General features: G+C 66.9%; 7 protein-coding genes. All 7 read right to left on the reverse strand.

Translation table 11 applies throughout. The features are described 5' to 3' along the window. On the reverse strand, positions 1-194 hold a 194-nt coding region (locus ADK66_RS12990; protein WP_197281509.1), incomplete at its 3' end, for a hypothetical protein. Positions 195-454: 260 nt separating this feature from the next. Then, positions 455-1,219, reverse strand: coding sequence for a hypothetical protein (locus ADK66_RS12995; RefSeq protein WP_053655090.1), 765 nt, complete (start codon positions 1,217-1,219; stop codon positions 455-457). A 158-nt stretch (positions 1,220-1,377) separates the two neighbouring features. Continuing rightward, entirely contained in the window at positions 1,378-8,148 is a 6,771-nt protein-coding gene (locus ADK66_RS13000) for a polymorphic toxin-type HINT domain-containing protein (RefSeq protein ID WP_082377433.1), read from the reverse strand. Between the two features lie 82 nt (positions 8,149-8,230). Further along, positions 8,231-11,704 carry a laminin G domain-containing protein gene (locus tag ADK66_RS13005; RefSeq protein ID WP_197281510.1) on the reverse strand — a complete coding sequence of 1,158 codons (3,474 nt, stop codon included), beginning with the start codon at positions 11,702-11,704 and terminating at the stop codon, positions 8,231-8,233. 92 nt (positions 11,705-11,796) lie between these two features. After that, positions 11,797-14,955, reverse strand: a complete 3,159-nt coding sequence (locus ADK66_RS13010; protein ID WP_369814789.1) for a DNRLRE domain-containing protein — start codon at positions 14,953-14,955, stop codon at positions 11,797-11,799. A 272-nt stretch (positions 14,956-15,227) separates the two neighbouring features. Further along, the gene (locus tag ADK66_RS13015; RefSeq protein WP_053655096.1) at positions 15,228-16,193 is read right to left on the reverse strand and encodes an N-acetylmuramoyl-L-alanine amidase; all 966 of its coding nucleotides are present in this window, start codon (positions 16,191-16,193) and stop codon (positions 15,228-15,230) included. After that, the gene (locus ADK66_RS31875) at positions 16,193-16,345 is read right to left on the reverse strand and encodes a hypothetical protein (RefSeq protein ID WP_167945702.1); all 153 of its coding nucleotides are present in this window, start codon (positions 16,343-16,345) and stop codon (positions 16,193-16,195) included. Before ADK66_RS31875 ends, ADK66_RS13015 begins: the two co-directional genes overlap by 1 nt. Between the last annotated feature and the right edge of the window lie 115 nt (positions 16,346-16,460).

Here is a 16,460-nt window from a genome sequence, read left to right on the forward strand (position 1 = left end):
GTGAGCAGGTGACGCGCGAGCGAGGTGAGCCCAGCCGCGTTGCCCGAGATCAAGATCGTCTTCGCCGTCGTCTCGAGCACCTCTATTCGCAGGACGGTGCCGTCGTCCCAGTCGCTGATCAGGCCACGCCGGGGGTCGTACGGGATGACTCCGACGACGGCCGGCTCCTTCGGCGGCTCGTCAGGGTCGTTCACAGCTGGCAGACCTGAGCATCCACATCTTCGGAGCTTGCCGCAAGCCCGAAGGAGACGGTTTTCATTTCGAGGAGCGTTTGTTCGGTTTCGCCGGCGGTGTTATCACGGGAATGACGTACCGCCCCGCGCGCCCAGCCCCGCGCGATCCGCCGTTGCCCTCTATCTGACCGCTGGGGCATCTGGCCTCGCCAAGCTGTGCTCGGCGAGGCCAGTTCGCATCCACCCAACAGAGACGCCTGAGGCTACAACAACATACTAGATCACGGCATAGCCTTCAATCGGACGCCCGCATCCTCGGCCGCACGTTCTGCTGCGCTGATTATTGAATCAACTTCCCGCGAATACAATCCGAGGTCCTCTACTGCCTGCACAAACGTCATGATCTTTGCATGCAGCATGAGATCGTCCGGCGCATCGATAGCGTCGGCCGATTGAGGTAGAAGCACGTCTCGGACGACGGCCTCCGCAAGAATCCGGTCCAGCCGAGGGTCGCGAGAGGATTTCGCCACCCGAGCCGCGAACCTGCTCACAAGATCCGCGGATGAAGGAGGCGGAAATCGTTCCCGCAGCACGGCAGTGACGGCCCGGTCAATGAGGTCAGCCGCCGCCTCGCGGGACTCCTCATCAGGCAGCGCTGACAGTAGTTGTCGGTCATAGGAGGCTTGCGCTTTGAGGATCTGTCCGACCACCGTCTTGGGCCCACTCGCAGGCAGGGCACCTCCAAGCTCTGCAGTCGTGGGCCTCTTGCGGACTTTGCGACGCAGTCGGTCGGCCCGCATTTCGGCCGCGCGCACCAACTCGGCACACTGCTCGCCACTCGGGAACTGGCTCTGCGCCAAGTCGACGAGAATCGGCAGCATGTCCTTCTTCACTTTCCGGCTCGCAGCAGGGGAATTGTTGAAAGCTAGTTCAATTAACTCAGTAGTGTCGAGATCAGACGCCGACCTGCCCGTTCGGTTGATCACGCCCTCCAGGTACACGGCTACACGCTGGCCGGACGCCTCTCGGGAGAACGTGCGGCGCATTGCTAACACCCATGCTTGAAATATCAATTCCGGCGTGGATTTGGGATGCACCAGCAACCAAATGGCATGCGCACGGTCTCCATCTCTGAGAAACCGCCATACTGCACGCCCTGCGGAACTGAGCATGTGCTGAGGACCGTCATTGACGCCATGATTCATCATTTCCGCCCTCTGAAGACCCCTCTGGCGATCACAACTATGCCCAGAATACCACCAAGGACCGGATCATCCGCGGCCTGCTTCAGGGCCTTTTCCGCCCCCCTTACCGGAGCCTCGCTGCGCGTACGGCGCTCCTTGATACCTTCTGCGCTACGGACAATTCGATTATCTTCAGTAAGATTTGCCTCTTCCGTCCGATCACAGGTACAGCCCTGCGGCTCCCGCAGATCGCGGTTTGGCACAGATGTTGGCCCTCCGTGTACCGCGCAACTCGCATTAGAATTGTGGACGAGGACTGATGTGTCACCGGCACCCACATAATACGTGTGAATGTCGTCGACCGTGAGGTTGTATACCGTTTGTTGGGCGGTCCAACGCTCGATTGCGGAGACTTGAACAAGAGTGCCGGCCGAGGTGCGGAGCCACTGGCCAACCGACAGGTTTGTGGCATCCACCCATTCGCGCAGATCTGGGACCCAGAACGGATGCTCGTCCGTAGCTACCACACTGCCGGCACTGTCTTCGCCTTGCCCAGCGACACCAACCGTGATGCGGACCAGGTTCTTGGCTCCCGATCCGATGATGGTTGCCACCACCTGCTTGGCGGCAGTACCACCAGACAGCGCATCGGTGGCCAGGATCACATCTCCGGGCTGGATGTCCTCAATCGGCTTCCGCGTGCCGTCAGCCATAAGAACAAGAGTTCCTGGGGCGAAACTGTTGCACTTACCGAGCTTCAAGAAGTCCTTGGCACCGTCGATCAGGTCGCCGAGAAGGCCCTTGGTTCTCGTGACGAGGTTGCCGAACTTCTTCCACTTCCATGGAGCGCCGTATCTAGCCGCCAGCTTGCCGATTGCTCCACCGATGGCCGAGGTGGCGACGTTGATGGCGGTGTTGAGACAGCCGCCCATGTCGCCCTTGAGGAAGCAGTCCAGGGCATCGGTGATGCCCAACTCGTCCATCAGGATCTTCGCGAGGGCCTTGGCCGCGTTCAGGAGCTTCTGCTTCGCCCGCGCGATGCGAGCCTGGCGCTCCTTCTCGGCTGCTGCTGCCGCGGCCGCACGGCGGTCCTTTTCGCTGGCCCGGGGGTTGTTCCACGCGTTGATCGTGGGCTCGTCCGGGTCGTACGCCTTCGAGCAGCCACCACAGCCGTCGTTGTGTCCCTTGACCTTGTGGTAGTTGCCGTACATGTCCTCGTAGTCGGCACCGGGACCGCAGGCGTCGTCGGAGCACGCCTTGAGGCCGTCGGGGTCGGAGTACGAGATCGGGTTGTTGTTGGCGTACGCGTACCCGTGCATCTGCTGCGGGTCGTTGACGTCGATGATCGGGTCGACGGAGATGAACCGACCGGTGACGGTGTCGTACTCGCGGGCGCCGATGTTCACCAGGCCCGTTGTCGAGTCCTGGTTGCCGTTGACGAAGCCCTTCTCCGTCGGCCACTGCCCCGGTGTTGGTGGCGTGCCTCGGGACTCACCGAACGGCGTGCTGCGCCGGTGCACGATCGCACCGTTCTCGTCGACAGTCGCCTGACCCGTGCCGTGGTGGTCGGAGGCGACGTAGTGCAGACCGTTGATCTTCCGAACGATCGTGCCGCCGCCCGGCAGGGAGTAGTAACGGGTGCCGTCGGTCGCCCTGGTGGTGTGGTCGAGCCGGACCTCCATGCCCGGCAGGTAGAGCGTCGTCGCGGTCGGCTCCTTGCGGAGCATCCGGGAGCCGTCGACGTCGTACAGGAAACTGGTCTTTTTGCCCGTGGCGTCGGTGACGGACTCGAGGTTGCCCTCGGCGTCCCACTTCAGGGTCTGGTCCTCGCCGACCTTCGTCCGCTTCGTGGTGTTGCCCGCCGCGTCGTAGCCGTACTCGTGGAGCTTCGAGCCCGCCGGCGTCGTCTCGGTCATCTTGCTCAGGGTGTGCGGCTGCGGCTGGCCCGCGGTCGGATAGGTGTAGACGCGCTCCTTGAGCGAGGTGCCGTTTGCGGCGAACTGCGACTCGGTCTTGCGGTTGCCCACCACGTCGTAGGTGTAGGAGTGGTGGTACGGGGCCACCCCACCCACACCCGTCGTCGACGGGCCTCCGGCACACGGGTCGGTGGCGGTGCTCGCCGACGTCCAGGCCCGCTCCATGCGGCGCAGGTAGTCATAGGAGAAGCACTGCACGTCCCGGGTGCCCGAGGGCGTGTCGGCGATCCGGGTGATGTTGCCGGAAGCGTCGTAGCTGTACTGCGCGTCGATGTCGATGACCGGCGCGCCGCTGCGGTCCAACCGCTGGTGGGTGAGCCGCTTGGAGCCCTGCTCGTACCCGTAGGTCGACCAGACCTTGTTGGCGCCGAGCTTCGCCTCGGTCTGGATGACCTCACTGGTCGCCGAGTAGTCGACGTCCGTCAGGTACGGCACGTCGCCCTCGGTCGCGGTCAGCCGCTCCATGCTGTCGTACGTGTAGGCGATGCTCTCGAACGGCAAGCCTCCACCGTCGGACATGCCCGTCGCCCGAACGGTGCCGTCCTCGTTGTACTCGGCAGCGAAGCTGTACAACCCAGCGAGTTCCGCGCCGGCGTGCTCGGGCACCTGGTAGTAGGTGGCGTGCGGCCGGTAGAGCTCGTCGTAGGCGGTGTAGTAGGTGGCGTACTCCGCCCCGTCGATCCACCGGCTCGTCATGGAGAGCTGCCCGAGCATCTCCAGGTCGTACGTCCAGCTGCTGAGCAGTTCGCCGGTCTCGGCCGCCCCCTTGTAGCTGGCGGTGGTCCGGCCGATCGCGTCGTACGTGGTGCTGATCGTCTGCTGCACACCGTTCGTGGTGCTGGTGAGCCGGTCCAGGTTGTCGTACGTCATCGTCGACGTGCCGGCATCCGGGTCGATCGACTTGACCTTGCGGCCGAGCTGGTCGTACTCGTGCTTCCAGACGTTGCCGGCGGGGTCGGTGACCGTCGCGAGCTGGCCGGAGCGGTTGTAGGTGTAGAGGGTCTTGTCCGAGGCGCCCGACGGCCCAGTGCCCTTGTACTGCAACAGTTGGGTCGTCTGCCCGAGAGCGTTGGAGATCGCCGTGGTGGGGGTGCCGCCCTCCGGCGGGTCGACCGAGACACGGTCACCGCCGTACGTGGTGCTGGTGCGCCACTTCTCGTTACCCGCTACCGCGAAGATCTCCGCCTTGACCCGGTCGGCCCCGTCGTAGACGTAGAGCGTCTGGCCGTCGACCTCACCGTTGCGGGCGGGGAAGATGGCGTCCGTCGGAGCACCGGCGGCGTTGTAGGTCGCGTACGTCTTGTCGAGGTTGCCGGTCGCTGTGTAGAAGGTGTCCGCGATCATCCGGGTGCCGTTCGGCCCCTCGGTCTGCACCTGGCGGGGCCGCAGCAGACCGTCGTGCAGCTTGTACTCGACGCTGTACGAGCCGTCGTTCTGCCTCTTCTCCGTCTTGACCGCCACCGGCTTGTCGGTGCGGATCAGGTAGCTGTACTTGATGCTCGGGCTGTCGCCGCTGCGGTCCGGCATCCACACGTTGGACAGCCGGCCCAACGCGTCGTACTGCAACCTGCTGACCAGGTTGTTCGGGTCGGTCTGCTTGACCGGGCTGCCCCAGGCCGGGGCGTACTCGGTGGTGGTGACGTGCTCGAGCGGGTTCGTCTCGACCACCTTCGTGGTCAGACCGTTCGTCTCGGTGTACGCGGTGGTGGTGGTCTTGCCCATCGCGTCGGTGGCGCTGAGCGGCCGACCGTACGCGTCGAAGGTTCCCGACGCGGTGGTGATGTAGGTGGCGGTGGTGCCGTTGTGGCTTGCCATCCGCTCCGACTTGGTCGGGTTGCCAAGCGTGGGCGCCACCCCGAACGCCTTGCCGTCGTAGAGGGTGCGGGTGTCGGAGATGACCTGGGTCTTGCGGTCCACCGGCGAGGTGCCGCACGACACCGACAACGACTCGGTGCGTGCCACCAGGCTGTACAGGTGAAGGCTGGGGTTGTCGGCGTAGGTGGTGGTGTTGCACGCCTCGTCGCCTGCGACGTCGACGTCACCGAGGTTCTCGGTCTTGGTGACGCGGCCGAAGTCCGTCTCGAAGCTCGAGATGTTCTTCGTCTCCCGCCAGCCACCGGCGGCGAGCGCCACGAAGTTCCTGGTCACCGAGGTGTTTGTGAACCAGGCCTTCTTGTCACCCCAGCTGTGCGACTCGGTGGCGGTGTTGTGCCGCCACGGGGTGGCGATGCTCCGGCTGACCACCGACGCGCCGTCGTAAACGGTGCTCTCCAACTGGTGGCCGGAGAACTGGTCGTAGTCGACGTGCTCGACGCCGGCGGAGTCCTTCACCCGGACGTCCCGGGTGTCGCTGCTGCTCGGAATCTTGTCGCCGTGCATGCCGCGCAGATAGCGGTACTCGGTCTTGGTGGTCTGGGTCTGACCGTTGCCGACGGTGACGACGACCTTGCCGTAGCCGCGCCACTCACCCCAGGTGAGGTCCTTCGGGTCGGAGATCCCGTCGGGGTCGGACTTCCGCCAGGCGGCGCCGTCCTGGTAGTCGTACCTGGTGACCATGTCCGGTGCGCCACCGGTCCGGTCGGTCTCGATGACGGCGGCGACCACGTACTTGAAGAACCAGTCGGTGATCGGATCACCGCTGCCGTACGGGTTCCACTTCACCGGGTAGCAGCGCTTGGTGCTGTTGCCCTCGGTCGGAAGCGCGCTCTTGGAGCAGTCCGGTGCCGCGTAGTTGACGTCGATCTGGGCACCGGTGTCCGTCCACACCGTGGCGAGCCGGGGCCGCACCAGCGGACCGATGTTGTCGTCGTCCCGGTCGACCCGGTTGGGCAGCTGGAGGTTGCCCAGCTCGACCGACGGCATGGCGATGTCGTCGCCGTACATGCCGGTGTGGGTGATCTTGTGAAGCCAGAGGGTGCGGGAGGCGTCCCCGTTGTCCAGGAGCTGGTGGTCGAGCTTCCAGTTGTCGACGGCCGTCCAGCCGCTACCCTCGCGGATCTCGGTAGTGATCCCCGTGAGCCGGGCCCGGGTCCAGAAGGTGGGCGTGATCTGGTCGGTCTTGCACTTGGTGTCCTTGTTGCAGTTGCGGTCGAAGGGCACGTCCGGCCAGTGCGGCGCGGTGGTCGCGTTCAGATCCTGCGGGTCGCAGTCGACGGAGCCGTTCGGCAGGCAGCGCTCCTTGACGTCGAACCGCACGCGCGCCGGGGCGTTCGTGGTGTAGACGGCGTTGTCCCGCTGGCCGTAGTCGATCCGCTTGAGGTAGCCGCCGCGGTGGTACGGCACGCCGTTGGCATCGGTGCGCTTGCCGCGGGCGTAGTAGTTCGTCTCGGGCGTGTAGAAGTACGAGCTGACGTTGCCGTAGCGGTCCTTGACGTAGTCGAGGCTCCAGCGCCACGCCTGGTCACAGTGCGAGGCGGTGAATCCACCGGACGTGCTGTTGCACGGCTCGTTGGCGTCGTCGCCGTAGACCGGCAGCGTCCAGGTCGACCCGGTCACCTCTTTGCCGCTGCTCCAGCCCGGAAGCTTGTTGAGGCCGAAGAAGTACTGCGTGCCGTCGGTAGTGGTGACCTTCCAGTGCTCACCGTCGTTGTCGCCGTTGTCCGCGCCGGTGAGCCGCTCCACCTTCGAGCCGTCATCGGTGGCGAACCTCCAGGTGCTGCCGCTCTTGACCAGCTCGGTCGACTTGCCGTTGAGCAGGATCGTGGCGTTGTCGTACGCCCAGCACTGGTCGGCGTACTGGTCGTGCCCGTCCTCGGCACAGGACTTGTAGCGGCGTTCGATGTGCCCCGGCTCGTAGTTGAAGCCCTCACCCACCCAGGAGCCCTGGTTGTTTGTGGCTGCGGTACGCCCGTCGACGGACTGCGACGAGTACGCGAGCGTGATGCCCGGAGCGCCGCCACCCGGAACCGGGGGCGTACGCATCGGGTAGCTCCAGGAGAAGCCGCCGGTGGACGGGGCCACCGACCACTTCGACGACGGCGCGAGCTTCGTCGCGCCGAAATCGCCCTGCGAGGAGGATTCGGCTGCGGCCAGCGCGAATGTCGTACCCGCCGCCGCGGCGCTGACCGTGGCGAAGACAGTGCGGGATGCACTGTCGTTGACTGTCGGCACCGGCTCTATCGCGCAGCCGGCCTTCTCCGGGGTGGTGAGCGCACACTCTGGCAGCTTCACCAGCTTCAGGCGGGCACCGAAGTCACCGCCGAACGCACCGGCAAGGCCGTCGTAGCTGACCCCCAACCGGACGTCGCCAGCGCCCTGCTGGCCGTCGGTGCGGTTCAACTTGATCAACGGACCGTCGACGCGGGCCCGTTCGGACGCGGCGCGGTCGAGAACCTCGACACGTACCTTCGTGGGCGCGGGAACCGGAGGCGTTGCCGCCTTGGCGCCGGCCTTCGGCGCTGGCGGGGCAACAGCCGACAGCGACACGGCGAGTCCGCCGGCCTTGCCGGTCGCGGCCGGTCCCGCGTCGGTTGCGGAAGCGCCGGTACGCGCGCCGGCCTGCGCCGGCGTCCCTGTCGGGGCAGGGACAGCGATCTCACTGGCTCCGGCCGACGGCCAGGTGACAGTGACGGGAGTCGTCGTGGCGGGGGCGGCCCCCGGGTTTGCCGTGCGCGGCTTGACGCCAAGCGGCGCACGATTCGGCACTGTCTTGCCGACGTCGGTCGCCGTCGGGCGTTGGCGTTCGGCGGCAGTCGATGCGGGGGCATTGGCGACCTGGATGATGCTCGCGGTCATCACGACAGTCATTGCCCAGGACACTGGTCGCACCGCCCGGCGCTGCAACACGCCGGACGCGCCCAGAAATCGGGAGAACATCCACCCTCCCCAGGGTTGGTTTGGAAAGAAGGCACGGGGTGTCGGGGCCGCCCCCGAAGGGACGGCCCCAACGCCGGTGGTGTCAGAGGTTGGGCTGCTCGACGACGAGGCTGGTCCGGTCGATCTTGACCTTGTCCGCCATGCCGTTGTAGATCCGGATGTCGTCTATCGCGCCGGAAAGGTTCTCCCGCTCGCTGCCGTTGGCGAAGGCCCGGCCGAACTGGACGTTGCTCACGGCGGGCAACGGCTTCTCCAACTGGAATCCGAGAACCTGGCCGTTGAGGTAGAACAGCAGCTCCCGGTTGTATCCGTTGTAGACAAGGGTGATGTGGTCGCCCTTGCCGACCCTGGACGGTTCCCGGTCGTGCTGGGTCGCCTCGTACACCGGCGCGGCGCCGGTGTCGGTGGTGGCAGCCATCTCCCACAGGCCGTCGGTGTTGGCCCGAAGGACCACGACGCTGTTGTTGTTGGTGCCCTTGATGGAGATCGCCGTCATCGGATGGTTCTTCGAGCCGCTCGTGAACCGGACCCGGGCGGAGATGGTGAAACTGCCCGCCGGGTCGATGAGCGGGGTGGCCGTCTCGGCGTACTGCCCGGCCTGGCCCTGGAACTGGAGGTAACCGGCGCCCATCATCCCGGTGATCGGGTTGCCCCGGACGAGGCTGCTCTCCTGCCCGAGGCGCAACGCCTCGCCGCCCGCGTCGTAGTTCGGGCTGGACTTGTTGGCCTGGGTGCTCAACTGCCAGTAACCCTTGCGGTCGAGCTTGTGCTTCTCCAGGCCGGCCACGTCCTCAGCGACGACCGGGCGGTCGAACACGGAGACGTCCGCCATCGCGCCCTTCCAGAAGTCGGAGTACCCGCCGCCCTTGAAGGTGTGGCGGCCGAACTGGAGAGCACCTCGGGCCTGGACCAGCGAACGCCGGTCCTTGACGGCTGGAGTGCCCGAACCGACCTGGAGGGAGATCTTCTTGTTCGGTCCGTCGAAGATCGCCGTGATGAAGGTCCAGGCGGTGGTCGCCGGACCCGCCGTCACCTTCCACTCACCCAGGTTGATGACGTCGTTCGTGGGCATCCGGAAGAACCAGGACCCTTGCTCGACGCCCAGGCTGAAGCCGGGTTCCCCGGTGGCGTCCTGGCTCACCGCGACCTGGCGTCGATTGGGGTCGTCCACCCGGTACCAGCCCGTTATGGAGAAGCTCTGGTCGGTGCCCACCACCGAGTTCTCGGTGACGAGGTACGCGTTCGACGTGCCGTCGAAGGTCGCGGCCGTGTCCCACGTGCCGAGCGACCCCGGTACGCCGAACGTGACGCCACTGCCGATCCTGGCGTCGTGCGAGCCCATCTGGTCGTCTGCCGCCCTTGCGCTGGCGATGTCCGACAGCGGCCACTGCGCAACCGGCGGGCGCTTACCCACCCGGAAGGTGCAGGTGGCAATGGTGCTGGACCGCTTCGCCATGTCAATCGCCTTGACGAAGAGTTGGCGCGGCCCCTCCTTGTCGGGCGTCCACCTGATCGTCACCGGTCCACCGTTTGTGGTCGGCTTGACCGAGGTCGAGGCACCGCCGTTGAAGTTGTACACGTACTCGACCACGTCGGTGGCAGCCGAGTCGAAGGTGAAGCTGCCCTGGACACCGATGGAACCGCGCCACTGGTCGTCGTCGAGGCAGTCCGCTGTGGTGTCGGCGGCATCCCCGGGCAGATACTCCGGCGAGTCCACGTCCGGCGCGCTCGGGCTGGTCTTGTCGTAGTAGAACTGGCAGACGTTGCGTGAGCCTTCGGAGCTCCACGGCCCCCAGCTCACCCCGTCACTCGCCCGGACCTCCCAGGAGATCGGTACGTTCTGCGCGATGTCGCTTGGCACGTAGTAGTTGAAGAGGGAACCGCTCGCCTTCAGCGGCGTGACGTAGCTGCGGGTCTGCAGGCTCCCGCCGGCCGGCGTCCAGGTGACCTTGAACTCGGCCTTCACCTGCTCGGTGTGCGCCGACGAGTGGTCGGGGTCCCGCAGGATGGCGTTGAGCCGCGGCGGCACGTCGGTGTAGGGCGCGCCCGTGCCGTACACGCAGCCACCACCGGGTGACATCGTGAGTTCCGACTGGTTGGCGATCACCGGGGCGCGGTTGTAGCGGACCGAGAGAACGCCGTTGTCGCAGAACCGCTTGGTGTGGCTGGATGCGGTCTCGCTTACCGAGCGCAGACCGAGGGTGATGTTGCTCCAGCCCTTGCTGACCGCCTGCTGAACCGCCGGTTTGGCTTCCCATTCTGTGTTCTGGTTCGTCGAGGTGCAGCTCGACTGCACCTTTGTCGGCGAGTTGGTCGCGAGGTGCGTGGCCCCCGACCAGCTCGATCCGCCGGGCTGGTTGCTCCAGTTCGTACTGGACTTGATCCCGGAGGGCATCAGGTAGAGAGCAGCCGCACGGGCAGTGCTGTTGTAGACGTGCTGGAGGGTCACCCGGAACTTGGCCTCCAGGATGGTCTTGCCGGCGTACGGCGTGGCCAACTGGTAGAAGAGGCGCTTGACCTTGGAGTTGTTGCAGGACTCCGGGCAGAGACCGACGCGCTCGTGCCGCTTGGTGTCGAACTTCCAGTACTCCTCGGACGGGTAGCCGCTGTCGACCATCGCCCAGGCGCTGTTGGTGCTGCTCTGCCACACCGGGTCGACGTACACCGGGAAGGTGGTGGCCGGGTCGGCGAGCATCGCGGCGTCCGGGGTGAGGCTCAGCGTGCCGGAGCTGTAGTCGAGGCCCACCTGCTCCACCCGGGAGGTCTCCCCCGGGCCCCGCGCCGAGGCGTCGTTCGGATCCGCTGGCTCGGTGGTCGCGGCGGAGGCCCGCTGGGCTTCGCCGCCACCCTCCTGGTTGCCGCTGTCCCACATGGTCGGGGCGTCGGCCTCCATCACCGGGTTGCCGGTCGCCGGGTCGAGAGCGACGACGCCCCCCTCGGCGGTCTCTTCGATGTCGAGGCCCTCACCTGTCACCCCGAGCCGGAGGTCCCGCAGCTCGGGCAGGTTCGCCGCCTCGGGGGTCTTCAGCACCAGGACGTGGGAGAAGCCCTCGACGGTCACGTTGGCCACCAGGTCGACGTCCGGAAACACCTCCGGGTAGGTGGCCTGGTCGCCACTGATGGTCGGGGTGGGCAGCGCGTTCGGCCAGGTGAGCGTCATGACCCGGAAGTCACGCTCGATCACCATGAGGGGCGTGGTGCCACCTCCGGACAGACGCATGTTGAGCAGTGCGGCGGTCGGCGTGATCGTCCCGTCCGACTGGGCTACGAGGGCCGCGTTCGCCGGCACCCAGGTGTCGCCCTGCAGGACCCGTACCGCCTGGTTGTACTCGTTGGCGATCAGCGTCCCGTCCGGCTGGGCGAAGACATCCCGGTATTCGCCGCGCTGCGCGAGGACCTCGACTGGCTGGTTGAGGTCCGCCGCCGCGATCAGCGCCTCGGCTTCGGTGTCGCGGACCGGATCGGTTTCCACTGCGGCCACCGGCGCGGACGGCAGGGATGGTTCGGGCACGGCCACGTAGGCGGTGCTCGCGAGCAGGCCGGCGAGGCCCGCCATGAGGCCGAGCGTGAAGAGTCGACCCCGCTTTCTCGTACGACCGGCCACCGCCAGGTCCTCCCCCGTTGTACTGCGCGAATTCATGCTCTTCATCAGTTGACCGCCGCCCCGAACGTGCTCACGCTGGCGGGGATCCCGTTCACGCCTGGCTGCCAGGTCTGGCTGGGCGTCGTCGAGCCGCCGGCCAGGCTGGCCCACGTGAAGCCGTAGACGGCGTCAGTGCCGTACGGGGTGCCGACCAGCAGCCGCTGCGACGTGGCGCCGAACGAGGTGCCGACGATCTCGCTCGCCCGGACACTGCCCGGCAGGCTCGACCCGTTGCGTTGGAGCACCACCGGCGTGCCGATCGAGGTGACAAGTGCGGGAAGTACCAACACCTGGCCGAAGTCGGTCACCGAGGTGTCACCCGACGAACCGTCCTTGCCGGGCATCCCCAGCGCCATGAACATCGTCGAGTTGGTGCTCTCGACGGACGGGTTCGTGTTTGTCACAACGACCTTCTCGCCCAGGTAGTCACCGCCGGTCACGAGCGGGTTCTGCGGGTTGTGGGTGATCGCCGGACCCACCTCGGTGTAGGTGTTGCTTGCGGTGATGTGGAAGCGCTGCACCATTCCGGCATCCGACTGCGCCGGTTCGATGTCCTCACCGGGCACTCCGACCACCAGCAGGGAGCTCGCCGCGTCAGCGGCCGTTCCGGCTGGGCGGTACGGCGCGATGGCGATCGACTTGCCGAAGTTGTCGTTGGCCTCGGAGGTGTCCGAGACCGACGTCGCGTTCTGGTTGAGTTCGGCGGCGAGCGTGGGTAGCCCGTTGGTGAGCGTGTGGCTGTAGACGTTCACCGCACCGGCGAACTCGGCAGTGCCGATCGCCTCGCCCGGAGAGCTGACAGCCCAGTGGTGCTTGGACGCGGCCACCGCGTACCCCGTGCGGTCGTCGATCTCGGCAGCGCCGGGGACGCCGGCGCCCTGGCTCATCGCCACGTTCACGGTGCCCCGGATGTAGTGGACGATGCCGCTGACCGGCGCGGTGGTGGAGAGTCCCTCACCCGGCGCACCGATGACGAGGTAGGGCACACCCCTGGCGGTCCGACTGCCGGCGACCGCGTAGCCGAACCAGTCGTGGGCCTCGGCGGTGTCCGGCACATTTGTGACGTCCTGGTGGTAGACCAGCGTGGCGGGTCCCTGCGCCAGGCCGGCGGGTGAGCCGAGCAGCACGAGCACCACGCCGGCGTCCTGGAGGCCGTTGACGTCCTGGAAGGGAACGCCCACGGCGAGGTCGGTGCAGCCGTCGTTGTTGGCGTCGTACGGAGAGATCGCGGTGCCGAAGCGGTCGCTCGCCTCCGGTGTGCCGGGCACCTTGGCGACTCCCTCGTACAGGGTGTGCACCGTCGCGCCGCCGCCGTAGCTGACATGCAGCTGACCGGCGCGTACCTGGCCGTTTACCACTGCCTCCGGATCGGCGATCGCCACATCCGCGACGCCGTCGCCGTTGAAGTCACTGTCCGTGCCAGCGGTGCAGCCGGTCACCGGCGGCACCGTCGTGTAGACCTGCATCTCGCAGAACGAGGACCATGTGTCGCTGCCGCTCACCCCGTCGGACGCCTTGACCCGCCAGCGGTAGATGCCGCCATCGGCGAAGACACCGGCGGGAATCGTGGTCGCGACGGTGGCGCCGTTGGCGACGCCGGTGTAGACGTCGGAGCCGATCGCCGCGTCAGCGTTCATCGCCCACCACTCGAACGTGACGGTCATGGCGGTCGCGTCGGCGTCGGCGACGGTGGCCTTGAGCTGCGGGGTCACCGAGTTGACGATGGGACGGCCGGGGCCTGTCGCGCAGGTGGAGGCCGGCACCGTCGAACGGGCGGTCACCGTCGGGTACGAGTTGTAGGTGACGGTGGCCTTGGGCACTGTGGTGGTGACCGAGTAGGTGCGGGACCGGAACTGCTTGAAGGACGTCGAGTCGGTCTCGTCGGTCGCCCGTATGCCCATGTCGGCGCGGGTGTCGCCACCGTCGGCCGCCCGTTGGAAGAAGCTTGTGGCGGAGACGCCGACATAGTTGTCGTCACAGCTGCTGTCGAAGCCGGCCGACGCCGTGGTCACCTTCTCCTGGTGGGTCCAGGTCGGTTGGTTGCTCCACACGATGCCGTCGGCGATGGCGCCTGTCGTCCAGAGCTCCCAGGACCGTCCGGCGCACTGCACCGACCACCAGTTCCACAGCGAGATGGTGGCCGTGTTGATCTGCTTGCCGACGAGGGCTGTGGTGTCCCAGCGGGCGAACGACCGGGTGATCGGTCCGGTGGGGCCGAGCTTGCCGAGACGCAGGTCGTCAGCGCTGCCACGGTCGATGCTCTCGTTTGCCTGCACGTACGTGTCGTACGTGGTGGAGAGCGGGTTGATCTGCGGATCGATCGTGATGGGGTACTTCCGCTCCGGGGCGCGGAGCCATTTCTGATCCGGTGTGAGGGTAAGCGCGAATCCGTGGTCCGCCGCGGCTCCAGCGGCCTTCGCGACTGTCGAGGCGACCGGCACCTTGCTGACGGGCTCGCCCTGGGCATCGACACGCGCGTCCCACATCATCAGCGCCGGGCTCGTCGCGATGGTCCGCCCGGTCGTGTCCCTGATGGTCGTGTCGCCACCGACGCCACGGTGGACGTCCGCGACGTTGCGCCCGGTCACCGGCAGCGACAGCGTCGCCACCCGACTCAGGGCGGCGGGGCTCTTCACGACGAACAGGGTCTCCAGGCCGCTGCGGCTGGCCCGGACGACGAGGTCGACGCCAGCGAGGGCGTCCACGTACGTCGCCCGGTCGGCACTGAGCTGCGGCTCGGGAAGCGCGCCGGCCCAGTTGACCGCCACTCGGTCGTCGCCCTTGCCGACGGCTGCCAGCTCGTGGGTGCCTGACGGCTGGGAGCCGGAGATCGTGAGGTCGTAGGGGTGTGCGGCGGGTCGGATGGTGCCGTCCGGGTCTCGCCGAAGGTTCAGGTCGATCGGGACCCAACCGTCGCCTCGGCGGACCCTTGTCGGGCCGAGCGACAGCTCCGCCCTGAACTGCCCGTCGGGCAGGGCATAGACCTCGGTGGTTTCGGAGGTGAGGCTCTTGACCTGCACCGGTTTGCCGGTCTTGCGGGCGGCCCGTAGGGACACCGCCTCGTCGGACCTGATCTCTGTGCCACCCGTTACGCCATCCGGACCGGCGGCAAGATACTCCGCCGGTTCGCCCGGAATGCCCGCTAATGCGGCTGCCGTGAGCACGGCTACGCCAGCCGCGAGGCATGCGCGAACGGTGGCCGTCTTTCGACGTGCCACAAACCCTCCCCCGTGATTCAGATATTGATGGGGACTGTAGGGATGAGACCGCTCTACGCACAAGTACCTTTACAAAGCGTGATCACATAACCGGCAAGGCGGACAGCTCGCCTTCGGCGCTCACCCGCTGTTGTAATTCCTGCTCAAAACCCTTCGTCGTACGCGCACACGAAAGGCCCGCGCCCGGCCATGCCGGGTGCGGGCGCGGGCCTCCCAGTTCAGAGTCGGGTGAGACGGACGGCGTCGGCGATGACCAGTCCGCTGGCACCGCTCCACCGGCTCACGCCGACCCGGTTGGCATCGCCGGCCGGCAGCGTGAACGTGCCCAGGCTGCGCCACTGGCCGCCGGTGGCCCGCTGGTCGACGGTGATCGTCCGGTTGCCGCTGCTGGTGGCGACGATGTACGGGGTGGCGCTGTTGTAGCCGGCGTTCGCCGGCCACCAGGCTTCGACGCGGTAACTGGCGGTTGCCGGCACGTTGAACCGGTACCACGCGACATCGCTTGCTGCGACCGGGTCCGCGTACCTGTAGTCGGCGCCGTACCGCTGCCCGGAGTACGTCGAGACGCCCCAGTTGGCACTCGCGGTGAACCTGCCGGCGGTAGTGTTGTCCACCGTGGATGACCACGCTGTGCCACCGCCGGCCATCTTCGCCGCCACGTCGGCCCGCATCACATTGAGGTCGATGAAGGACGGGTCGATCTTGCCGGTGGTGCTGGTTTCACGGTGGCCCCGGGCGTAGCTGCTGTCCCGGCCCAGTCGCTTGAGCACGGCGGCGGTGGCGGCGATCGACGCGTTGTACTGCGCCGCTGTCATCTCCTGGTTGACGCCGTTGTAGTCGATCTCCCAGCCGATCATGAGCGTGTTGCCGTCGCCCGCCGGGATCGGCCCACTGCCGCCGCTCACACCTGCGTGGTTGCACCGGCCGGCAGAGATGACGTGGAAGACGCCGTTGTAGTCGACGAGCGCCTGGCAGAGCGGGCCGGGCAGATCCGACCGGCCGTTGATGCAGATGCCGAGCGCGGGGTGCGGGTTGCTGGCGCTGGAGGTCGAGGCGGTGTGGTGCCAGAGCACCCCGATGGGGTCGAAGGAGCCCGGCCGCATCCGGTTGAGCCAGTCTCCCTCGACGACGACCTGGACCCCGGCACCGCGCAGCACGTCGACGAGCCAGGGAATCGTGGCCATCAGGACTCCCCGAGCAGGTCGGCCAGGCACTCGGCCTTCGGTGCGGCGCTCGCCGGTGTGGGCCGGACGACGACGGTAAGCGCGGCGGCCACCAGTGCCGGGATGGCGAGCACTTTGCGGCGGCGCAGACGGGTGGATCGGGACGTGGCCATGGCGCTCCTTCGGCGGACGACGTCGGGCTCTCGATCGGATCGACGATCGTGATGACCGGCACGCTATACCGCGATGAGCGTCTATGTCGATAGCTTTCAGCAGTCGGACGCAGGC

Source organism: Micromonospora sp. NRRL B-16802 (assembly GCF_001279555.1).
Taxonomy (GTDB): Bacteria; Actinomycetota; Actinomycetes; order Mycobacteriales; family Micromonosporaceae; genus Micromonospora; species Micromonospora profundi.

Bases quoted from the DNA above. Each gene is read 5' to 3' on its own strand.
- ADK66_RS13005 (WP_197281510.1), bottom strand. From the start codon at position 11,704: ATGGCGGGCCTCGCCGGCCTGCTCGCGAGCACCGCCTACGTGGCCGTG.
- ADK66_RS13000 (WP_082377433.1), bottom strand. From the start codon at position 8,148: ATGTTCTCCCGATTTCTGGGCGCGTCCGGCGTGTTGCAGCGCCGGGCG.
- ADK66_RS31875 (WP_167945702.1), bottom strand. From the start codon at position 16,345: ATGGCCACGTCCCGATCCACCCGTCTGCGCCGCCGCAAAGTGCTCGCC.
- ADK66_RS13015 (WP_053655096.1), bottom strand. From the start codon at position 16,193: ATGGCCACGATTCCCTGGCTCGTCGACGTGCTGCGCGGTGCCGGGGTC.
- ADK66_RS12995 (WP_053655090.1), bottom strand. From the start codon at position 1,219: ATGCGCCGCACGTTCTCCCGAGAGGCGTCCGGCCAGCGTGTAGCCGTG.